14 protein-coding genes and 1 pseudogene are annotated in these 17,901 nt (G+C 66.0%); 6 read left to right on the forward strand and 9 right to left on the reverse strand.

What is annotated here, in order from left to right:
* Nucleotides 1-112: 112 nt before the first annotated feature.
* Nucleotides 113-2,692, forward strand: a complete 2,580-nt coding sequence (clpB, locus tag YP76_RS02420; RefSeq protein WP_046762005.1) for an ATP-dependent chaperone ClpB — start codon at nucleotides 113-115, stop codon at nucleotides 2,690-2,692.
* Nucleotides 2,693-2,772: 80 nt separating this feature from the next.
* Here clpB and YP76_RS02425 read toward each other — a convergent pair whose 3' ends face one another.
* The 4 genes from YP76_RS02425 to xseA all read right to left on the reverse strand — a co-directional run bounded on the left by YP76_RS02425 (nucleotide 2,773) and on the right by xseA (nucleotide 8,676).
* The gene (locus YP76_RS02425; RefSeq protein WP_046762006.1) at nucleotides 2,773-5,763 is read right to left on the reverse strand and encodes a TonB-dependent receptor plug domain-containing protein; all 2,991 of its coding nucleotides are present in this window, start codon (nucleotides 5,761-5,763) and stop codon (nucleotides 2,773-2,775) included.
* A gap of 320 nt (nucleotides 5,764-6,083) precedes the next feature.
* Nucleotides 6,084-6,935 (reverse strand): M23 family metallopeptidase, encoded by an 852-nt coding sequence (locus YP76_RS02430; RefSeq protein WP_046762007.1) that lies wholly within the window; start codon nucleotides 6,933-6,935, stop codon nucleotides 6,084-6,086.
* Nucleotides 6,936-7,145 carry a DUF2093 domain-containing protein gene (locus YP76_RS02435; protein ID WP_013848005.1) on the reverse strand — a complete coding sequence of 70 codons (210 nt, stop codon included), beginning with the start codon at nucleotides 7,143-7,145 and terminating at the stop codon, nucleotides 6,936-6,938.
* Nucleotides 7,146-7,179: 34 nt separating this feature from the next.
* A complete protein-coding gene (gene xseA, locus YP76_RS02440; protein WP_046762008.1) occupies nucleotides 7,180-8,676 on the reverse strand; it encodes an exodeoxyribonuclease VII large subunit in 1,497 nt (498 codons plus the stop codon).
* A 7-nt stretch (nucleotides 8,677-8,683) separates the two neighbouring features.
* Between xseA and purD the strand changes: the two genes are divergently transcribed.
* On the forward strand, nucleotides 8,684-9,967 hold the full coding sequence (gene purD / locus YP76_RS02445) for a phosphoribosylamine--glycine ligase (RefSeq protein WP_046762578.1): 1,284 nt from the start codon (nucleotides 8,684-8,686) through the stop codon (nucleotides 9,965-9,967).
* A 64-nt stretch (nucleotides 9,968-10,031) separates the two neighbouring features.
* Nucleotides 10,032-10,576: pseudogene (locus tag YP76_RS02450) on the forward strand (hypothetical protein).
* Nucleotides 10,577-10,580: 4 nt separating this feature from the next.
* Here the strand turns inward: YP76_RS02450 and YP76_RS02455 are convergent.
* Nucleotides 10,581-11,537: an acyltransferase family protein gene (locus YP76_RS02455; RefSeq protein ID WP_046762009.1), complete on the reverse strand. Its 957-nt coding sequence runs from the start codon at nucleotides 11,535-11,537 to the stop codon at nucleotides 10,581-10,583.
* A gap of 117 nt (nucleotides 11,538-11,654) precedes the next feature.
* Here YP76_RS02455 and YP76_RS02460 point away from each other — a divergent pair, with 117 nt between their 5' ends.
* The gene (locus tag YP76_RS02460) at nucleotides 11,655-12,368 is read left to right on the forward strand and encodes a GDSL-type esterase/lipase family protein (protein WP_046762010.1); all 714 of its coding nucleotides are present in this window, start codon (nucleotides 11,655-11,657) and stop codon (nucleotides 12,366-12,368) included.
* Nucleotides 12,369-12,432: 64 nt separating this feature from the next.
* Here YP76_RS02460 and YP76_RS02465 read toward each other — a convergent pair whose 3' ends face one another.
* Genes YP76_RS02465 through YP76_RS02480 form a run of 4 tightly spaced genes read right to left on the reverse strand, consistent with a single transcriptional unit; the run spans nucleotide 12,433 to nucleotide 16,582 of the window.
* Complete coding sequence (locus YP76_RS02465; protein ID WP_046762011.1) at nucleotides 12,433-13,230, reverse strand: inositol monophosphatase family protein; 798 nt, start codon at nucleotides 13,228-13,230, stop codon at nucleotides 12,433-12,435.
* Nucleotides 13,217-14,563 (reverse strand): TldD/PmbA family protein, encoded by a 1,347-nt coding sequence (locus tag YP76_RS02470; RefSeq protein ID WP_046762012.1) that lies wholly within the window; start codon nucleotides 14,561-14,563, stop codon nucleotides 13,217-13,219. The genes YP76_RS02465 and YP76_RS02470 overlap by 14 nt, the downstream gene beginning before the upstream one ends.
* A gap of 41 nt (nucleotides 14,564-14,604) precedes the next feature.
* Nucleotides 14,605-15,525 (reverse strand): NAD(+) diphosphatase, encoded by a 921-nt coding sequence (nudC, locus tag YP76_RS02475; protein WP_046762013.1) that lies wholly within the window; start codon nucleotides 15,523-15,525, stop codon nucleotides 14,605-14,607.
* On the reverse strand, nucleotides 15,512-16,582 hold the full coding sequence (locus YP76_RS02480; protein ID WP_046762014.1) for an A/G-specific adenine glycosylase: 1,071 nt from the start codon (nucleotides 16,580-16,582) through the stop codon (nucleotides 15,512-15,514). The genes nudC and YP76_RS02480 overlap by 14 nt, the downstream gene beginning before the upstream one ends.
* 26 nt (nucleotides 16,583-16,608) lie before the next feature.
* On the opposite strand from YP76_RS02480, the gene YP76_RS02485 reads away from it, so the two are divergent.
* The gene (locus YP76_RS02485) at nucleotides 16,609-17,151 is read left to right on the forward strand and encodes a DUF721 domain-containing protein (RefSeq protein WP_046762579.1); all 543 of its coding nucleotides are present in this window, start codon (nucleotides 16,609-16,611) and stop codon (nucleotides 17,149-17,151) included.
* Between the two features lie 45 nt (nucleotides 17,152-17,196).
* Nucleotides 17,197-17,871: a thioredoxin domain-containing protein gene (locus YP76_RS02490; RefSeq protein ID WP_046762580.1), complete on the forward strand. Its 675-nt coding sequence runs from the start codon at nucleotides 17,197-17,199 to the stop codon at nucleotides 17,869-17,871.
* Nucleotides 17,872-17,901: the final 30 nt, after the last annotated feature.

Raw genomic sequence — 17,901 nt, forward strand, 5'->3', positions numbered from 1 at the left:
CGTCGCGAATTGAACACGGTTAGGGATATTTGCGTAGCGCCCCTTGTGTTGCTTTTATGCAACATTACATCGTGACCAGTTTCACGAAGGGCCAAATTCGCAAGGGGACGTTATGAACCTCGAAAAATTCACTGACCGCGCCAAGGGCTTTCTCCAGTCGGCGCAGACCGTCGCGATCCGGATGAGCCACCAGCGCATCAGCCCGGAGCATTTGTTGAAGGCGCTGCTGGAGGACCAGCAGGGCATGGCGTCCGGCCTGATCAAGGCGGCGGGCGGCGACGCTGGCGTGGCGCTGCGCGAAACCGATGCGGCGCTGGCCAAGGTGCCGTCCGTTTCGGGCAGCGGCGCGCAGCAGACGCCCGGCCTCGACAATGATGCCGTGCGGGTGCTTGATTCCGCCGAGCAGGTGGCGGCCAAGGCGGGCGACAGCTTCGTCACGGTCGAGCGGCTGTTGCTGGCGCTGACCCTGGCCACCACCACGACGGCAGGCAAGGCGCTGGCCGCGGCGGGGGTGAAGGCGGAAGGGCTCAACAGCGCGATCAACGCCCTGCGCGGCGGGCGCACCGCCGATACGGCGGGGGCGGAGGATCGCTATGACGCGCTCAAGAAATTCGCCCGCGACCTCACCGAAGCGGCGCGCATGGGCAAACTCGATCCCGTGATCGGCCGCGACGAGGAAATCCGGCGGACGATCCAGATCCTGGCGCGGCGGACCAAGAACAACCCCGTGCTGATCGGCGATCCCGGCGTCGGCAAGACCGCCATCGCCGAGGGGCTGGCGCTGCGCATCGCCAATGGCGACGTGCCCGATACGCTGAAGGACCGCACGCTCATGGCGCTCGACATGGGGTCGCTGATCGCGGGCGCCAAATATCGCGGCGAATTCGAGGAGCGCCTCAAGGGCGTGCTGGACGAGGTGAAGGGCGCGGAAGGACAGGTCGTCCTGTTCATCGACGAGATGCACACGCTGATCGGCGCGGGCAAGTCCGAAGGTGCGATGGATGCGGGCAATCTGCTGAAGCCTGCGCTGGCGCGGGGCGAACTGCACTGCATCGGCGCGACGACGCTCGACGAATATCGCAAATATGTCGAGAAGGACCCCGCGCTCCAGCGGCGGTTCCAGCCGGTCTTCGTGGGCGAGCCGACGGTGGAGGACACCATCTCCATCCTGCGCGGGCTCAAGGAGAAATATGAGCTGCACCATGGCGTGCGGATCACCGACGGCGCGATCGTGTCCGCGGCGACGCTTTCCAACCGCTACATCACCGACCGTTTCCTGCCGGACAAGGCCATCGACCTGATGGACGAAGCGGCTTCGCGGCTGCGTATGGAGGTGGAGTCCAAGCCCGAGGAGATCGAGACGCTCGACCGCCGCATCATCCAGCTCAAGATCGAGCGGGAGGCGCTGAAGAAGGAGACCGACAAGGCTTCGCAGGACCGTCTGGCAGCGCTGGAGGAGGACCTTGCCAATCTGGAGCAGCAGTCGGCCGAACTCACCCAGCGCTGGCAGGCGGAGAAGGACAAGATCGCGGGCGAGAGCAAGCTCAAGGAACAGTTGGACGCCGCTCGCGTCGAACTGGACCAGGCGCAGCGCGCCGGTGATCTCGCCAAGGCGGGCGAGCTGGCTTATGGCCGCATCCCCGAACTGGAGCGCAAACTGGAAGAGGCGCAGAACGTCACCCAGGGTGCGATGCTGCGCGAGGAAGTGACGCCGGAGGACATCGCCTCCGTCGTCAGCCGCTGGACCGGCATCCCCGTCGACAAGATGATGGAGGGGGAGCGCGAGAAGCTGCTCGCCATGGAAGCCGAACTGGGCCGGCGCGTCATCGGGCAGGCCGATGCGGTGAAGGCCGTGTCGACCGCCGTGCGCCGTTCGCGGGCGGGCTTGCAGGACCCGAACCGGCCGCTGGGGTCGTTCCTGTTCCTCGGCCCCACGGGCGTCGGCAAGACGGAGCTGACCAAGGCGCTGGCGGGATTCCTGTTCGACGACGACAGCGCGATGGTGCGCATCGACATGAGCGAGTTCATGGAGAAGCACTCGGTCGCGCGGTTGATCGGCGCGCCTCCGGGCTATGTCGGTTATGAGGAGGGCGGCGTGCTGACCGAGGCCGTCCGCCGCCGCCCTTATCAGGTGGTGCTGTTCGACGAGGTCGAAAAGGCGCATGGCGACGTGTTCAACGTGCTGTTGCAGGTGCTGGACGATGGCCGCCTGACCGATGGACAGGGCCGCACGGTGGACTTCACCAACACGATCATCGTGCTGACGTCCAATCTGGGCAGCCAGTTCATCGCCTCCCTCGCCGACGACGAGCCGGTGGAGAAGGTCGAGGATCAGGTGATGGACATCGTCCGGGCGCATTTCCGGCCGGAATTCCTGAACCGGCTGGATGAGGTGATCCTGTTCCATCGGCTGGGCGCCGCCCACATGGCACCGATAGTCGACATTCAGGTGGCGCGGATCGGCAAGCTGTTGAAGGACCGCAAGGTGACGTTGGACCTGACGGATGGGGCGCGGGCCTGGCTGGGACGGGTCGGGTACGATCCGGTCTATGGTGCGCGGCCGTTGAAGCGGGCTGTGCAACGTTATTTGCAGGACCCGCTGGCCGATCTGATCCTGCGCGGCGAGGTGCCGGACGGGTCGACGGTGCGGGTCGATGAAGGGGATGGAGCGTTGAAGTTGAGCTTGGCGTGACCGTCCCTCGCTTCCCATAGAAAAAGGGGGCGCTTCCGATGGGAAGCGCCCCCTTTTTTATCAGGATCGTAGACGATCGATCAGTAATCGACCTTCACGCCGACACGGAACCAGCGGCCGGTGAAGCCAGCGCCTTCCCAGGCCACATTGTAATTGTAGCCCAGGCTGTAGGTCTGGCCCGGATTGAAGTCCGGCTTGCTGTCGAGCAGGTTCATGACGTTGGCGTACAGGGTGAACTGGTCGTTGACCTTCACGCTGGCGGTCATGTCGACGTCGATCCAGCGCTTGGCGCGGCACTTGAACGGCGTGCCATCGCGATAGGTGTAGACCGAAGCGCCCAGGCTGGCGTCGCAGTCGCCCTTCACGCCACCATAGTCGATCGAGGCCATGTCATAGCCCGACGTGTAGTAAGCGGTCAGGTTGATGAACGCCTTGTCGTTGAAGTCCAGCGTGTTGCTCCAGGTGCCGCGCCACTTCGGCGCACCCGAGCAGGAGGTCACGTCGCAGGGGCTGAGCGTACCGTCATAGCGCTGGACAACGCCGCCGACCGTCTTTTGCAGCTTCATCAGATAGGAAGCGTTGACGCTGCTGGTCAGGCGGATGTTGCTGCCCAGATCGAAACGACCCGTCGCCGAGAAGTCCAGGCCAGAAGCAAGCTGCGAATCCGAGTTCACGAACGAATATTCGATGAAGCCCAGGACCGGCAACGCGCTGGGGTGATCCGGATCGGGAATGCCCGGCTTCACCACGATGCCCGGCACGTTCACGACGCCATTATTCTGATAATAGGCGTCGACGATGCTGGAATAATCGGGGCTTCCGATCAGACCCTTGATCTTGATGTGCCAATAATCGGCGGTGAAGGAGAAGCGCGACGACGGTTCGAACACGGCACCCAGCGTGTAGGAGGTCGACTTTTCAGGCTTCAGATCCGGGTTGCCGGTCGCCGTCAGACCATAGGAATAGGGCAGCGATGCATAGGCATTGCCACCATGGGCAGCGATGAAGGCCGCGCCTTCCGGTGTCTTCGGATCGATCGTGGTCGTGATGTAGCCGGTGGTCGGCAGACCATAGGCTTCGTTGAAGCTGGGGATGCGGAAGCCCTTCGAGAAGGTGCCGCGCAGCTTCACTTGCTTGATCGGAGTGAACACCGCCGTGAACTTCGGCGAGAAGTTTTGCTGGCCGGAAGAATATTTGTCGTACCGACCCTGTGCTTCCAGTTGCAACTGGTCGAACGCCGGAACGTCAAGCGCGAAGAAGGCGGACTTCACGTTGCGGCTGCCGATCGCGCCCACGGCGTTGATGCTGTAATAGCGTTCCGACGGGTTGGCGTTGTCCGGCGGGTTGGCGCTGGGATTGTCGATCGATTCGTGGCGATAGGCCGCGCCGACGGCCAGCTTCATCGCGCCGCCGGGAAGCTGGAACAGTTCCTTCGACAGCGTTCCCTGGACCTGCCAGAGTTCCGACGACGACTTGTTGACGTTGACCGGCGCGATATAGTTGCGCAGATCTTCCGAATTGGCGTTCGGATTGATGAAGTTCCACGAACCGTCGTTGATCACGTCGACCAGATGCTGGGCGAAGAGGAAGTTCTTGTTCGTGACCTTCAGGTCGACGCGCGACCAGGTGAAGTTGGCGTCATAATCCCAGCCCGTGCCGAAGGAGCCGTTGATGCCCGCAGCCGCGCGATAGGTCTTGGCATCGCTGAACGTCTCACGCGGACGGTCGTAGCGATAGTTGACGCGGGCAAGCTGACCCGATGAGGCAAAGGGGTTGTTGGGGTTCAACGTGCCGTTCGCCGCGGTGCAGGTCACGGTGCCCTGCGGGCAGACATAGACCGGCAGCAGGACCGGGCTGAGCACGAAGGTGTCGCCGCCTGCGGCGGTCTGGCCAGCGAAGGTCAGCGGCGTCAGCGAGGACGCCGTCTTCACATTGTAGAAGTTGAACATCGCATAGGCCTGGGCGCTGCTGCCCACATTGACCGTGGCGTGCAGTGCGCCGCCGATGCGTTCGATCGTCGGCTGCGCCTGAAGATAATCCTTCACATTGTCCTGCTGGCACTGCTGCGCGGTCGCGCCGAGCGCCGCCTGCTGCGCCGGGGTCAGCGTGATCGCCGTCAGGTCGCGGCAGCCGGCGGCCGGATTGGCAAGCACCCAATTGCCGCTCGGCGTCACCGTGGTCGGGTCATAGGGGCGCATGACCGGCACGCGGGTCGAACCGATGCTGAGGATCGCGCCGTTGCTCTGGACGCCGTTGACGACGTTATTGGCCAGACAACTGCCCGAATCATTGCAGTAGGAGCTGAGATCGGCGCTGTTCCAGGGGAAACCACGATCGCGGGCGAAGAGCGGGTCGCTCTTCTGATATTCGCCGTTGATATAGATGTTGAAGCCGTCTTCATTCAGCTTGCCATAGCCGTAAGTAGCGTCGATCCGGCGTTCGCCGGCATCGCCGCGCTGCGAAAGACCGGCGGACGCATTGGCGTGCAGACCGACGATTTCCTTCTTGACGATGACGTTGACCACGCCCGCGACGGCGTCAGCGCCGTAGGTGGCCGATGCGCCGTCCTGCAACACGTCGATGCGCTCGACGATGGCGTTCGGCATCGCGTTCAGGTCGACGAAGTTGCGGTGACCGTCGTCCGCCAGCGGATAGGGCGCGCTGCGCAGGCCGTCGAACAGGGTCAGCGTATTGCCGCTGCCCAGGCCGCGCAGCGACACGGCGGTCGCGCCGGTCGCGAAGTTGAAGCTGTTCCAGCTCTTGCTCATCGAGCCCGCATTGTTGGCGGAAATCGATTGCACGGCATCGGAAATGGTGTTGACGCCACGCTTGGTCAGTTCCTCCGAGCTCAGCACCGTCAACGGGGCAGCGGTCGCCGTCGACGGATTGCGGAAGATGGAGCCGGTGACGACGATGGTGTCATTGCCCTCATCCGACGCAGCCTGTGTACCGGCAGCCTGAGGCGCCTGGGCGAAAGCGGGTGCGGAGAAGGCCGCGAGGCCGGCGCCGACGAGAGTCAACGCCTGAAGAGCCGCGCCACCGCGCAGCCCGATCTTGGTTATGGTCTTCACTATCCAGTCCCTTGCTCTGGAGGCTCGCGGATTGCCCCGCGTGCTTTTTTGACGCGTGAAGAGAGCGAAAGGAGCCCGACAGCAAACCCTCTTCACACGTACTACCACCTACTGTGAGCAGTCGTTTTATGAGTGTAAAGCAGGCTCTAGCGTCGGAAATCGCATTTGATCGAAACTGTAGCAATTATGCCACAATCGCGCCAAATGGTGATTGAACGGCCGTATAACAACATTGTTGCATGCCTGTGTTTACGGGAAAAACTTTTGCATGCGACGCGCGTAAACGAACAAAGAAAATTATAGTTCCGTGAAATATTGCTTCAATTTCCGGGCATGGGCCCGGCGAGCAGAAGCGGGTCGATGCGCACATCATTCCACTTCATCCCCCAATGGAGATGGGGTCCGGTGGCCCGGCCGGTCGCGCCGACCGCACCGATGCGCTGTCCCTGAAGCACATGTTGGCCGAGAATCACGTCGATCCGCGAGAGGTGCAGGAAGGCGCTGTTGAGGCCATGGCCATGGTCGATCATCAGCAGATTGCCCTCCAGCGTGAAGGGGTGGCCGGCGGCCAGTATCACCACGCCGTCGGCCGGGGCGACGACAGGATCGCCCGGGGCACCCGCGACGTCGACGCCGCCATGATAGGCGCCCGGCTGCCCCTGATAGATGCGCTGCGATCCGAACAGGCCCGAGATGCGGCCGGTGCGCGGCCAGATGAAGCGCTGGCGCCAGCCGGTCGCATCGGTCACGATGGCGCGGGCGGCGGCGATCTGTTCCAGTTCGGGCTTGCGGAGGGCGAGAAAGGCCTCGCTGTTCTTCGTTGGACGCAGTGGAACGTCGACATGCTCGATCCGCCAGGCGCGCGGCGCTACGGTCAGCGCCTGGTCGAGCGTGCGGCCATCGGCCAGGCGCGCGGACAGGCTGGCCTGCGGTGCGGCATCGCGGTCGAAGGCGATGAGGAAGCGGCCGTCGGCGTCGACCGGCACCGGCTGGCCGTCGAAGCGCAGGTCGACGGTTCCAGCCGGCGCGATGCCGATCAGCGTGCCGCCCTGGATCGGCGTGCCGGTGAGGGCGATGCGGGTGGCGGGAGGAGGGCTGGCCGAAGGGGCTGCCGACGACGCAGCCGTCACGCCGGCCAGCGCCAGCGCAACGGCGGCGATCCGGTTCCTCATTTAAAGGCCGCGCGCCTTCAGTTCGGCCTGGGCGGAGATTTCGGCGCTGGCATAGGGTTCCTGCCGGGCGATGCTCCAGTAGCGCAGATCGTCCAGCGGGATCTTTCGCCCGCTGACGGCGCAGACGACATGATCGCCGGTCTGGAGCACACGGAAGCTGTAAGCCATATAATGCAGCCGGGCCGGGCGATCGCGGTTGGACATCAGCATGGGATCACTCGGCCTTTCTTGTGCGGCGACGGCATCAGGAGAACAGGTCCTGCTGTCCGCTTTCCTGCCCTTCGCGCGATTTGCGGGGAGGGCGGGATGGAGACGATATAGCCTCGACGGGCGGCTTCTCAAGAGGCGTGCCGCCTTCGATCGTCGCGCCGACAGCGCCGTCGCGGAAGTGCAGGCTGACGGCACCCGCCGCCTGCGCATCCGCCACCGATCTGACCAGCCGGTCGCCCGCCATCACCCGCGCGAACCCGCGTGCCAACGGCAGATCCGGATCGACCGAGGTGAACAGGCGCGAGACGCGGTCGAAGGCGGTCGCGCGGTCCTGGTAGACGCGCGCCAGATAGTCGGGGCGCAGTTGCAGGCGGGCGACACGCTCTGCCGCGCGGCTGACATATTGGCGCAGCAGCGCGGGACGCAAGGCGCCGCCCGCCTGCCCCAGATGGGCGCGGGCATCGGCGACGCGGTGGCGCAGGCCGCTGGCGAGGCCGTCGGAAAGCTGGTCCAGCCGCTGGCGCTGGGGCGCGAGCAGCGTGTCGGGCGTGGGCATCAGCCGCATCTGCATGTCCAGCCGCTCGCGGGCCTGCGCGGCGCCACGCCGCACCGCCCGATCGATGCGGAGGCCCTGCTCGGTCAGCATGGCCAGCAATTCGGCCCGCACGGGCACCGCCATTTCAGCGGCGGCGGTCGGTGTTGGCGCGCGCATGTCGGCGGCATAGTCGCACAGCGTCGTGTCGGTTTCATGCCCCACGGCGGAGATGACCGGGATCGAGCATTCGGCCACCGCGCGGACGACGATTTCCTCGTTGAAGCTCCACAGATCCTCGATCGAGCCGCCGCCGCGCGCGACGATCACCAGGTCGGGCCGAGGCAAGGGACCGCCGGGCTGCATCGCGCTGAAACCCCGCACGGCCCGCGCCACCTGTTCCGCCGCGCCCTGCCCCTGCACCAGTACCGGCCAGAGCAGCACCTGGGTCGGGCAGCGGTCCTCGAGACGGTGGAGAATGTCCCGGATGACCGCGCCGGTGGGCGAGGTCACGACGCCGATGACGCGCGGCATGAAAGGCAGGCGGCGCTTGCGTGTCGCCTCGAACAGGCCTTCTGCCGCCAGCTTCTGCTTGAGCTTTTCCAGCAGCGCCATCAGCGCGCCTTCGCCCGCCAGTTCCATCCGATCGATCACGATCTGATATTTGGAGCGGCCGGGATAGGTGGTGAGCTTGCCGGTGGCGATCACCTCCACCCCGTCCTGCGGCGCGAAGGGCAGGCGCGCCGCCCCGCCCTTCCACATCACGCCGTCGATCACGGCGCTGTCATCCTTGAGCGCCAGATAGATGTGGCCCGACGCCGCCCGCTTGAAGCCGGAAATCTCGCCCCGGATGCGGACATGGCCGAAACGGTCCTCGACCGTGCGCTTCAGCAGGGCCGACAATTCGCTCACCGAAAGCGGCGGCGCGTTGTCCCCTGCGCGTTCCTCGGCTAACAGGCGGCCCGAGACATCGAAACCAGCTTCATATTCCGGGGACATGGGCGAAATGAACATCCTTCTGTTGGGCGGCGGCGGCCGCGAACATGCGCTGGCGTGGAAGCTGGCGCAATCGCCTGCCCTTAGCACCCTTTATGCCGCGCCGGGCAACCCCGGCATAGCCCAGCATGCGACTTTGGTCGACCTGGATGCCACGGATCATCGCGCGGTCGTCGATTTCTGCCTGCGCCACAGCATCGGGCTGGTGGTGATCGGGCCGGAAGCGCCGCTGGTCGACGGCCTGGCCGACAATCTGCGGGTGAAGGGCTATCCGGTCTTCGGTCCGGGCAAGAAGGCGGCGCAGTTGGAAGGGTCCAAGGGTTTCACCAAGGACCTGTGCAAGCGCGCCCATATCCCGACCGCCGCCTATGAGCGGCTTTCCAGCAAGGACGGCGCGCTGGCCGCGCTCGACGATTTCGGCCTGCCGGTGGTGATCAAGGCAGATGGCCTGGCGGCGGGCAAGGGCGTCATCATCGCGGAAACGCGCGAACAGGCGGTCGAGGCGATCGAGGACATGTTCTCCGGCGCGTTCGGCGCGGCGGGCGCGGAAGTGGTGCTGGAAGAGTTCATGGTCGGGGAGGAAGCGAGCTTCTTCGCGCTGACCGACGGCAGCGCCATCCTGCCCTTCGGATCGGCGCAGGATCACAAGCGTGTCGGGGACGGCGATACCGGCCCCAACACGGGCGGCATGGGCGCCTACAGCCCGGCCCGCGTGTTGACGCCCGAACTGGAAGCGGAAGTGATCGAGAAGATCGTCCGCCCGACCGTCGATACGCTGGCCGCCGAGGGCATGCCCTATAGCGGCGTGCTTTATGCGGGGCTGATGCTGACCGCCGAGGGGCCGAAGCTGATCGAATATAATGCGCGTTTCGGCGATCCGGAATGCCAGGTGCTGATGATGCGCTTCGACGGCGATCTGGTGGAATTGCTGCTTGCGGTGGCGCAGGGCAGGCTAGCCGAACAGGGGCCGGTGCAATTGGCCGATCGCACCGCGCTGACCGTCGTCATGGCCGCGAACGGCTATCCAGGGACGCCGGAGAAGGGCGGGGTCATCACCGGCATCGACGCCGCCGAGGCGACCGGCGCGCGGGTCTTCCATGCAGGAACGGCGGACAGGGACGGGGCGATCATTGCCCAGGGCGGCCGCGTGTTGAACGTCACGGCGACCGGCGGCACGGTGAAGGCGGCGCAGCAGGCGGCTTATGAGGCGGTCGATGCGATCGGCTTTCCCACCGGCTTTTGCCGCCGCGATATTGGCTGGCGGGAAGTCGCGCGTGAGGAAGGGGGGCGCTGATCCCCTTGCCCTGCCCGTGCAAGCATCCTTAAATAGGGCAAAGTCAGACAGGGAGGGACGAGCGATGCAATTTTTCACGGACTATGGCCTTTGGCTGCTGATCGCGCTGCTGGTCATCATCGGCATCGTCTTCCTGCTGTCGGGGCGCAGCAAAACGCCCGAGCCGCCGGTTGTGGAGGTGAAGCATCCTGTCGCTCCGGCGGTTTCGGCGCCTGCGCCGGAGCCGGCCGAAGTCGTCCCGGTCCGGTCCGCTGCGGCCGAGCCGGTCGCGGTCGCGCCGGTCGAGCCCGCCCCCCGCCCGTCGCCGCCGCGCCCGAACCGATTCCGGTCTCTCCGGCCGTGACCGCTGCGGTGGATGGCGCGGTGGATGGCACGGACGATCTGTTGAAGCTGAAAGGCATAGGCCCCAAGCTCAACACGCTGCTGATCGAGCTGGGCGTCACCCGCTATGCGCAGATCGCCGGGTGGACCGAGACGGATATCGCCGCGATCGACGCGAAGCTGGGCAATTTCAAGGGCCGCCCCGTGCGCGACCAGTGGGTCGATCAGGCGAAATATCTCGCCGCCGGCGATGTGGCCGGGTTCGAAGCCAAATATGGCAAGATCTGACGCCTCAGGCCGGTAGCGGCGCGGCGGGCAGCGCAGGCGGAGCGCTCTGCCGTTCCGGCACGCTGCCGAACAGAAGCGGCAGCAGCGTCCCGCGCGCCGTCAGCCGGTTGGCGAAGGCCAGCAGCAGGATCGACAGGGCCAGCGTCGCCACGGGCCCCACGCCGGTCATCATCATTCCCCCCATGATCAGCGGGTGCCAGAGATAGAAGAACAGACTGTCGCGCCCGATCGCGTTGACCGGCGCGCATTCGAGCCGCAGCGCCGAGAGCATCGGCAACAGGGCGATGAGGCCGAGGCACATCAGCAGCCTTGCCGGGACGAAGGCCAGTTCATTGTCGCCGTCGTAAAGCCCGGACCACCAGAGGAGGCCCAGCACGGCGACCATCAGCGCGATCGGCAGATAGCGCATGGAAATGCGTCGTTCCGCCATCAGCATGCCGAAGAAGAAATAAATGGGATAGCGCAGGAAACGGCTGTCGAGCGAAAGCAGGCCGTCGCCGACCGGCCCGTGACCGAGGCCGAAACCATACATGACGGCGAGGCTGACCGGCGTGCCGATGGCGAGCAGCACCAGCGGCGAAAAAGGCAGCAGCCGCGTCAACATGATCAGGAAGAACAGCGCGGGCACGTACCAGAGATGGAAGGGCGGCCGGAACAGCAGGTCGAAGGGCAGGGTCCAGTGCAGCGCCTCCCCCCCGGCCAGCATGTAGACGATGCCGGCAAAGGCCCACGGCAGCAGCATCCGCCGGCCATAGCGCGAGAACAGGGTGGAAGCGGAATCGCTGCGCGTCCGGTTGATGTTGAGCAGATAGCCTGAAATGCCGACCATCATCGGCATGCGGAAACCCGACCCGACCCACAGCACCAGGTCATGGCCGCCGGTCAGTTCCATCACATGCCCGCCCATGACGAGCAGGATCAACACGCCTTTCAGCAAGTCAATCGTCGGATTCTTGGCCACGATATTGCCCTAACGCCCCGAATTGGAACGATAACGTCACAACCGTTGCCACATCGTTAACGATGCGTACCAAAGACTGCTTTCCAGCCGGAAAAAAGGCGTTACATATATCCTTCGATGAAGACGCCGCTGCTGCAACGCCTCGACGCCTCGCCTGTTGCCAAGATGGGGATGGCAATATTGATCTTCTGCCTGATCGTCGGCGGGTGGCTGGCGCTTCAGCATCATCGGGAGGCGACCGCCACGCTGCCGGACGACGAACAGCGGCAGGGCGACTGTTCGCTCTGGTTCGTGGGCAGTTCGTCCATGCACCGCTGGACCAGCCTCAACCGCGACATGGCGCCGTGGATCGCGCATAATCGCGGCATCAACGACGCGACCTATGCCAGCATATTGCCGCGCTTCGCCAATAGCGCAGAGGATGGACAGCCGGTCGCCATCATCCTCTATGCCGGGGAAAACGACATCGCCAATGGCGTGGCGGTTCGCACGGTGGTCCGCGACCTCGCCCGGTTCCTGGAGCTGCGCGACCGTACCATGCGCGACGTGCCGGTGTTGATATTGTCGATGAAGCCCAGCCCCACGCGCCGGGCGAACTTCCAGGACCAGCAATTGTTCAACGCCGCGGCGCAGCGGCTCATCCCCCATGCGCGGCTTGCCTATTATGCCGACATCACCACGCCGCTGTTGAAGGACGGGCGAACGGGCGACAATTACCAGCCCGACGGCGTGCACATGAACCCGGCGGGATACCGGATCTGGGCCAAGGTAGTCCGCCAGCGGCTGAAGGAGACATTACCGCCGGAAACGTTGCGGCGCTGCGTGCCTTGATGATGGAGCGGGTCCGCTCGGCACATTCCGCGACCGACCAAATCCGGCAACCGATCGAACGATACTATCCGCGCCCCAATATCTCCCGCGCCCGCGGGGCCAGCCGTTCCGCCGCAGCGCCGTGAATGCCCGGCGCGGCGCAAAGCAGGCCGAAGGCGGTCGGTTGCGGCCGGTTGAAGGAGAAGGGATCGCCCAATGCATCGGTGACGATCGCCCCAGCCTCCTGCGCGATCAGCGCGGCGGCGGCGACATCCCATTCATTGCCCCAACGCACGGTGGCGACCAGATCCGCCTCGTCGGCGGCGACCATCGCCATGCGCAGCGCGATGCTGTTGGGCTTGTCCACGGTGACGAGATCGCGGTCGTGGCGGGGAAGCTGGTCGGCGGGAACGCGGGCACCCGGCAGCATCGTGCGGGGACCTGCCTGCAAAATCCGGCCGTTGCGGGTCGCCCCCGCGCCCGCCTGGGCGATCCACAATTCGTTGCGGGCGGGCGCGGCCAATATACCCACGCGCACCGCGCCATGTTCCACCAGCGCCACCGACACCGCCCAGCCGGGCTTGCCGCGCAGATAATCGCGCGTACCGTCGATCGGATCGACCACCCAGACGCGCGGCAGATCGAGGCGATGCACGGTGTCGGCGGTTTCCTCCGACAGCCAACCCGCCGACGGATCGAGCGCATAAAGCCGATCGCGCAGCATCGCGTCCAGTTCCAGGTCGGCCTCGCAGACCGGGTGACCGGGCACCTTTTCCCACTGGCGCACGCGCGTTTTCCCGCCTGCCCAGAGAGTCAGGGCGCGGTCGGCCGCATCCGACACGACCGCCACCAGATCGCGCAGGGGAAACTCAGCCGCCGGCAATGGTCATCCCGTCGATGCGCAGGGTCGGCACGTTCATGCCGTAGCGGAAGAGAAGATCATTGGCCGGCACCAATGCGCGGAACATATCCTTCAGATTGCCGGCGATGGTGATTTCCGACACCGCCTGCGCCACCGCGCCATTTTCGATGAGGAAGCCCGCGGCGCCCCGGCTGTAATCGCCGGTGACGCCATTGACGCCCATGCCGATCAGTTCGGTGACATAGAGACCGCGCTTCACGTCCGCCATCAGTTCGCCGGGGGAAAGCGTGCCCGGTTCCATATGGACGTTGGTGACGCCCGCGCCCGGCGCGCCGCTGCCGCCCCGGCTCGCGTGGCCCGTGGGTTCGAGGCCGAGCTGCCGCGCCGAGGCGCTGTCCATCAGCCAGCCGGTGAGCACGCCCGCGTCGATCAGCGCCCGGCGTTCGACCGGCAGCCCTTCCCCGTCAAAGGGTCGCGAGCGCAGTCCGCGCGGGCGCAGCGGATCGTCGATGATGGTGATGGGGGCGTCGAACAGCTTTTCACCCAGCGACTCCAGCAGGAAGCTCGACCGGCGCGCGATCGCCGGGCCGACCATGCCGCCGATCAGATGTCCGACCAGGCTGGCGCCGATGCGCGGGTCGAAGATCACCGGCATGACGCCGCTTTCCACCTTCACCGGATGGAGCCGCGCCACCGCCCGGTGTCCGGCACGGGTGCCGACCGTTTCGGCGTCATCCAGATCCGCGATGTGGCGGACGCTATGACTGGCATGGTCGCGCTGCATGTCGGCGCCAGTTCCGGCCAGCACGCTGACCCAGGTCGAATGGCTCGTCCCGGCGTAGGCCCCGGCAAAGCCATGGCTGGTGGCAAGCGCCATCTGGCTGCGGCCCGTCGCCGCACCGCCGCCTTCGCTATTGGTCACACCCGGCACCGCGCGCGCGGCCTCCTCCGCGATCATGGCGCGCTCCCGCAGGTCCGCCGGCTCCGGTTCGAAGGGATCGGTCAGGTCGAGCGCGGGCAGCTTCCTGCGCAACAGCCGGTCCTCCGGTGCCAGACCCGCATAGGGGTCCTCCGGCGCCTCCCGCGCCATGGCGATGCAGCGGTCCACCAGCGTCGCCAGCGTCGCGGGATTCATGTCCGAGGCGGAGATGCTGGCCGAACGCTGGCCGACGAAGACGCGCAGGCCGATCTCCTCCCCCTCGGATCGCTCCACATCCTCCAGCGCGCCGAGGCGCACCGACACATTGGTCGAGGCGTTGCAGGCATAGATGGCATCCGCCGCATCCGCCCCCGCCCGGCGCGCCGCCGCGACCAGATCCACCGCGCGAGACTGGGCTTCTTCGAGGCTGAGCATGGATCTATCGGATTCCTCTAGGGGGGCAGGAGCATGCGGCCTTACGCGCTTGGGGTGCGGCCCGCAACCTGCCCATCCAGCCAATGACGCAGCAGATGCCAGGCGACGGCCAATGGCGGCGGGGCGAGGAAAGGCGCGCCTTCCTCCTCGTCCATCGCCGCGCGCACCCCTTCGGCATCGCACCAGAAGGCATGTTCGATCTCGGTCTCGTCGATCTTGAGCGCATCGTCGTCGGCCAGCGCCGTGCACGCGATCATCAGCGACGAAGGGAAAGGCCAGGGTTGGCTCATGACGTAGCGGACCGAATGGACGGCGACGCCCGCCTCTTCCTTGATCTCCCGCGCCACGGCCTCCTCCAGCGTCTCGCCCGGCTCGACGAAGCCGGCGAGCGCGGAATAGCGCCCCTGCGGCCAGCCATGCTGGCGGCCCAGCAGCACCCGTCCGCGATGCTCGGCCAGCATGATGACCACCGGATCGACGCGGGGGAAATGTTCCGCCTCGCACGAGCCGCAGCGGCGCGACCAGCCCGCCTTGGCCGGGGCGCTGCGTTGCCCGCAGACGGAGCAGAAGCGATGCCGCGCATGCCAGGACAGCAGGCTGCGCGCCGTGCCGTAGAGAGCGGCCTCATGCCCCGGCACCTCGCTCACCAGCGAACGGCTGCGTGCCGAGGGCATCACATTGTCCGGGGTATCCGCCAGCAGTTCCGCGAAGATGGGCCGTTGCCCCTCATCCACGCCCAGCAGCACATGATGCTCGATCCAGGCATCGGCAGGCAGGGGTTCCATCGCCAGATGACCGCCCTCCACGACCGGCTCCAGCCCCTCCAGCACGACTCGCCGGGCGAGCGGCGAGGCAAAGGCCTGCGCCAGCAGATCGGAATTGGTGCGGATATGGTCGACCCGGTCCAGCCGCCCCCCGGCATAACCCAAAAGCTGTGTTTCGGGGGCGTTAGAGCCGTGCATCTTTCTTTCCCTCCTTCATCGCGGCTTCGGCCGCGCGGGCGAACAGGGTCGGCAGGCCGGCCCTTCCGATCTCGGCCACCGGCCACCATTCGCCATCGCCGGGCGGCGTCACGTCCTGCCCGACATGGGCATGATGCACCGTCAATGCGAGGGAGAAATGCGTAAAAACATGGGCCACCGGTTCCGCGACGCGTCGCCAGCGCGCGACCAGGGGCGGTGTCCCGTCGGGCGCGTCGTTCCATTCGGAGGAAGGCAGCGCCCGCATGCCGCCCAGCATCCCCTTGTCCGGCCGCCGCACCAGCCAGACATGGCCGTCGGGCCGTTCGATCCACCAGCCATGGCCCAGTCGGTGGGGCTTGGCCTTTTTCGCGGCCTTGATCGGGAAAGCGGCAGGGTCGGCGGTCAGGACGGCCGCGCAATCGTCCCGCAAGGGGCAGATGCCACAGGCCGGATTGCGCGCCGTGCAGATGGTCGCGCCCAGATCCATCATCGCCTGCGCGAAGTCCCCGGCGCGCAGATCGGGCGTGATGACGTCGGTCGCCGACCGGATTTCCGGGCGCGCCGCGGGCAAGGGCGTGGCAATGGCAAAGAGCCGCGCCACCACCCGCTCGACATTGGCGTCGACCACCACGGCGCGGCGTCCGAAGGCGATCGCCGCCACCGCCGCTGCGGTATAGGCGCCCACCCCCGGCAAGGCGCGCAGTCCTTCCTCCGTATCGGGGAAGGTCCCGCCATGCGCATCCGCCACGGCCCGCGCGCAGGCCAGCAGATTGCGGGCGCGGGCATAATAGCCAAGGCCGGCCCAGGCGGCCATGACCTCCGCATCCTCCTCCGCGGCCAGAGCCGCCACATCGGGCCAGCGCTTCGTGAACTTCGCGAAATAGGGGCCTACCGCCGCCACGGTCGTTTGCTGGAGCATGACCTCCGACAGCCATATGCGATAGGGGTCGGCGGCATTGGCGCCCGGCGGCGCGCGCCAGGGCAGCTTTCGCGCATGGACGTCGTAATAAGCGAGCAGGTCTGCCGCTATTTTCTTGATGTTATCCTCGACGCGCATGGTGGCCCTATGCCATGATGACGGCGATGACGGAACGCCCCGCAACACCCAAAATGAAAAGCCGCAAGGCGCCAGCGGAGGACCGCCCGCGCATCGGCGCGCCGCGCCAGATCGCGGACCTGATGCCGGCCATCGGCGCCGCGGCCTTCCGCAAATTCGGCTTCGTGCAATCGAGCATCGTCACGCGCTGGGCGGAAATCGTCGGCGCCCATTATGCGGCGATCAGTGAACCCGAATCGATCCGCTTCCCGGCCGGCAAGAAAGCGGGCGGCACGCTGCAACTCACCGTGATGAGCGGCCATGCGCCGATGATCCAGCATGTGTTGCCCGACATCGTCGACCGGGTGAACCGCTTCTTCGGCTATGCCGCCGTCGCCAAGGTGGCGATGAAGCAGGGCATGGTGAGCCAGGCCGAACCCGAGCGCCGCCCGCCGCCGCGCAACCTGAAACCGATTCCGCTGGAGCTGGGCGATTCGCTGCGCGATATCGGCGATCCGGAATTGCGCGCGGTACTGGAATCGCTTGCGCAGGGGCTTGCCAATTCATCCGGTTTGCCCAAGATCAGCTGAAATTTCCCGCCGCCGCGCAGGGGCGGCGCTTCATTGGACCATCGCATGACCGCAATCCGTCTGCTTCTGCTTGCCCTGCTCGCCCTTCCGGCGAGCGCCCCAGCCGCTGCCCCGGCGCCCGATTGGGTGGCCCAGGTGACATTGTCGCCGACCGGCGGCCATGTGCTGGGCAATCCCGCCGCGCCGAACAAGCTGGTCGAATATATCAGCTATACCTGCCCCCATTGCGCGCATTTCGTGGGCGAGGCGAGCGCGCCGCTCAAGGCCAATTATGTGCGGACCGGCAAAGTCAGCGTCGAGGTGCGCAACGCCGTACGCGACAAATATGACCTGACCGTCGCCCTGCTCGCCCGCTGCGGTGGCCCCAAACGCTTCTTCGGCAACCACGAGGCGCTGTTCGCCAATCAGGAAGGCTGGATGGAGAAGGTCGTCGCCTATGACAAGGACGGGGCCAAGCCGACCGAGCAGAAGGCGGCGCTGCGCGATATCGGGCAGAAGACGGGTCTCTACGCCTTCATGGCCAAGCGCGGATACAAGCCGGCCCAGCTCGACGCCTGCGTCAACGATCCCAACGCGATGAAGCAGGTGCTGGCCATGACCGACGAGGCGTGGAACAAGGTGCAGATTTCCGGCACGCCCGGCTTCACCCTGAACGGGACGTTGATCCGCGGTTCGGACTGGACCCATGTTCAGGCCGCATTGCCCGACGTCTCCCAGTAATCTAAACCATCCCCATTCTCGCCCGACAAC

Source organism: Sphingobium chungbukense (assembly GCF_001005725.1).
In the GTDB taxonomy this organism is placed as follows: domain Bacteria; phylum Pseudomonadota; class Alphaproteobacteria; order Sphingomonadales; family Sphingomonadaceae; genus Sphingobium; species Sphingobium chungbukense.

Bases quoted from the DNA above. Each gene is read 5' to 3' on its own strand.
- YP76_RS02430 (WP_046762007.1), bottom strand. From the start codon at position 6,935: ATGAGGAACCGGATCGCCGCCGTTGCGCTGGCGCTGGCCGGCGTGACG.
- YP76_RS02435 (WP_013848005.1), bottom strand. From the start codon at position 7,145: ATGCTGATGTCCAACCGCGATCGCCCGGCCCGGCTGCATTATATGGCT.
- purD (WP_046762578.1), top strand. From the start codon at position 8,684: ATGAACATCCTTCTGTTGGGCGGCGGCGGCCGCGAACATGCGCTGGCG.
- nudC (WP_046762013.1), bottom strand. From the start codon at position 15,525: ATGCACGGCTCTAACGCCCCCGAAACACAGCTTTTGGGTTATGCCGGG.
- xseA (WP_046762008.1), bottom strand. From the start codon at position 8,676: ATGTCCCCGGAATATGAAGCTGGTTTCGATGTCTCGGGCCGCCTGTTA.
- clpB (WP_046762005.1), top strand. From the start codon at position 113: ATGAACCTCGAAAAATTCACTGACCGCGCCAAGGGCTTTCTCCAGTCG.
- YP76_RS02490 (WP_046762580.1), top strand. From the start codon at position 17,197: ATGACCGCAATCCGTCTGCTTCTGCTTGCCCTGCTCGCCCTTCCGGCG.
- YP76_RS02480 (WP_046762014.1), bottom strand. From the start codon at position 16,582: ATGCGCGTCGAGGATAACATCAAGAAAATAGCGGCAGACCTGCTCGCT.
- YP76_RS02470 (WP_046762012.1), bottom strand. From the start codon at position 14,563: ATGCTCAGCCTCGAAGAAGCCCAGTCTCGCGCGGTGGATCTGGTCGCG.
- YP76_RS02485 (WP_046762579.1), top strand. From the start codon at position 16,609: ATGACGGAACGCCCCGCAACACCCAAAATGAAAAGCCGCAAGGCGCCA.
- YP76_RS02460 (WP_046762010.1), top strand. From the start codon at position 11,655: ATGAAGACGCCGCTGCTGCAACGCCTCGACGCCTCGCCTGTTGCCAAG.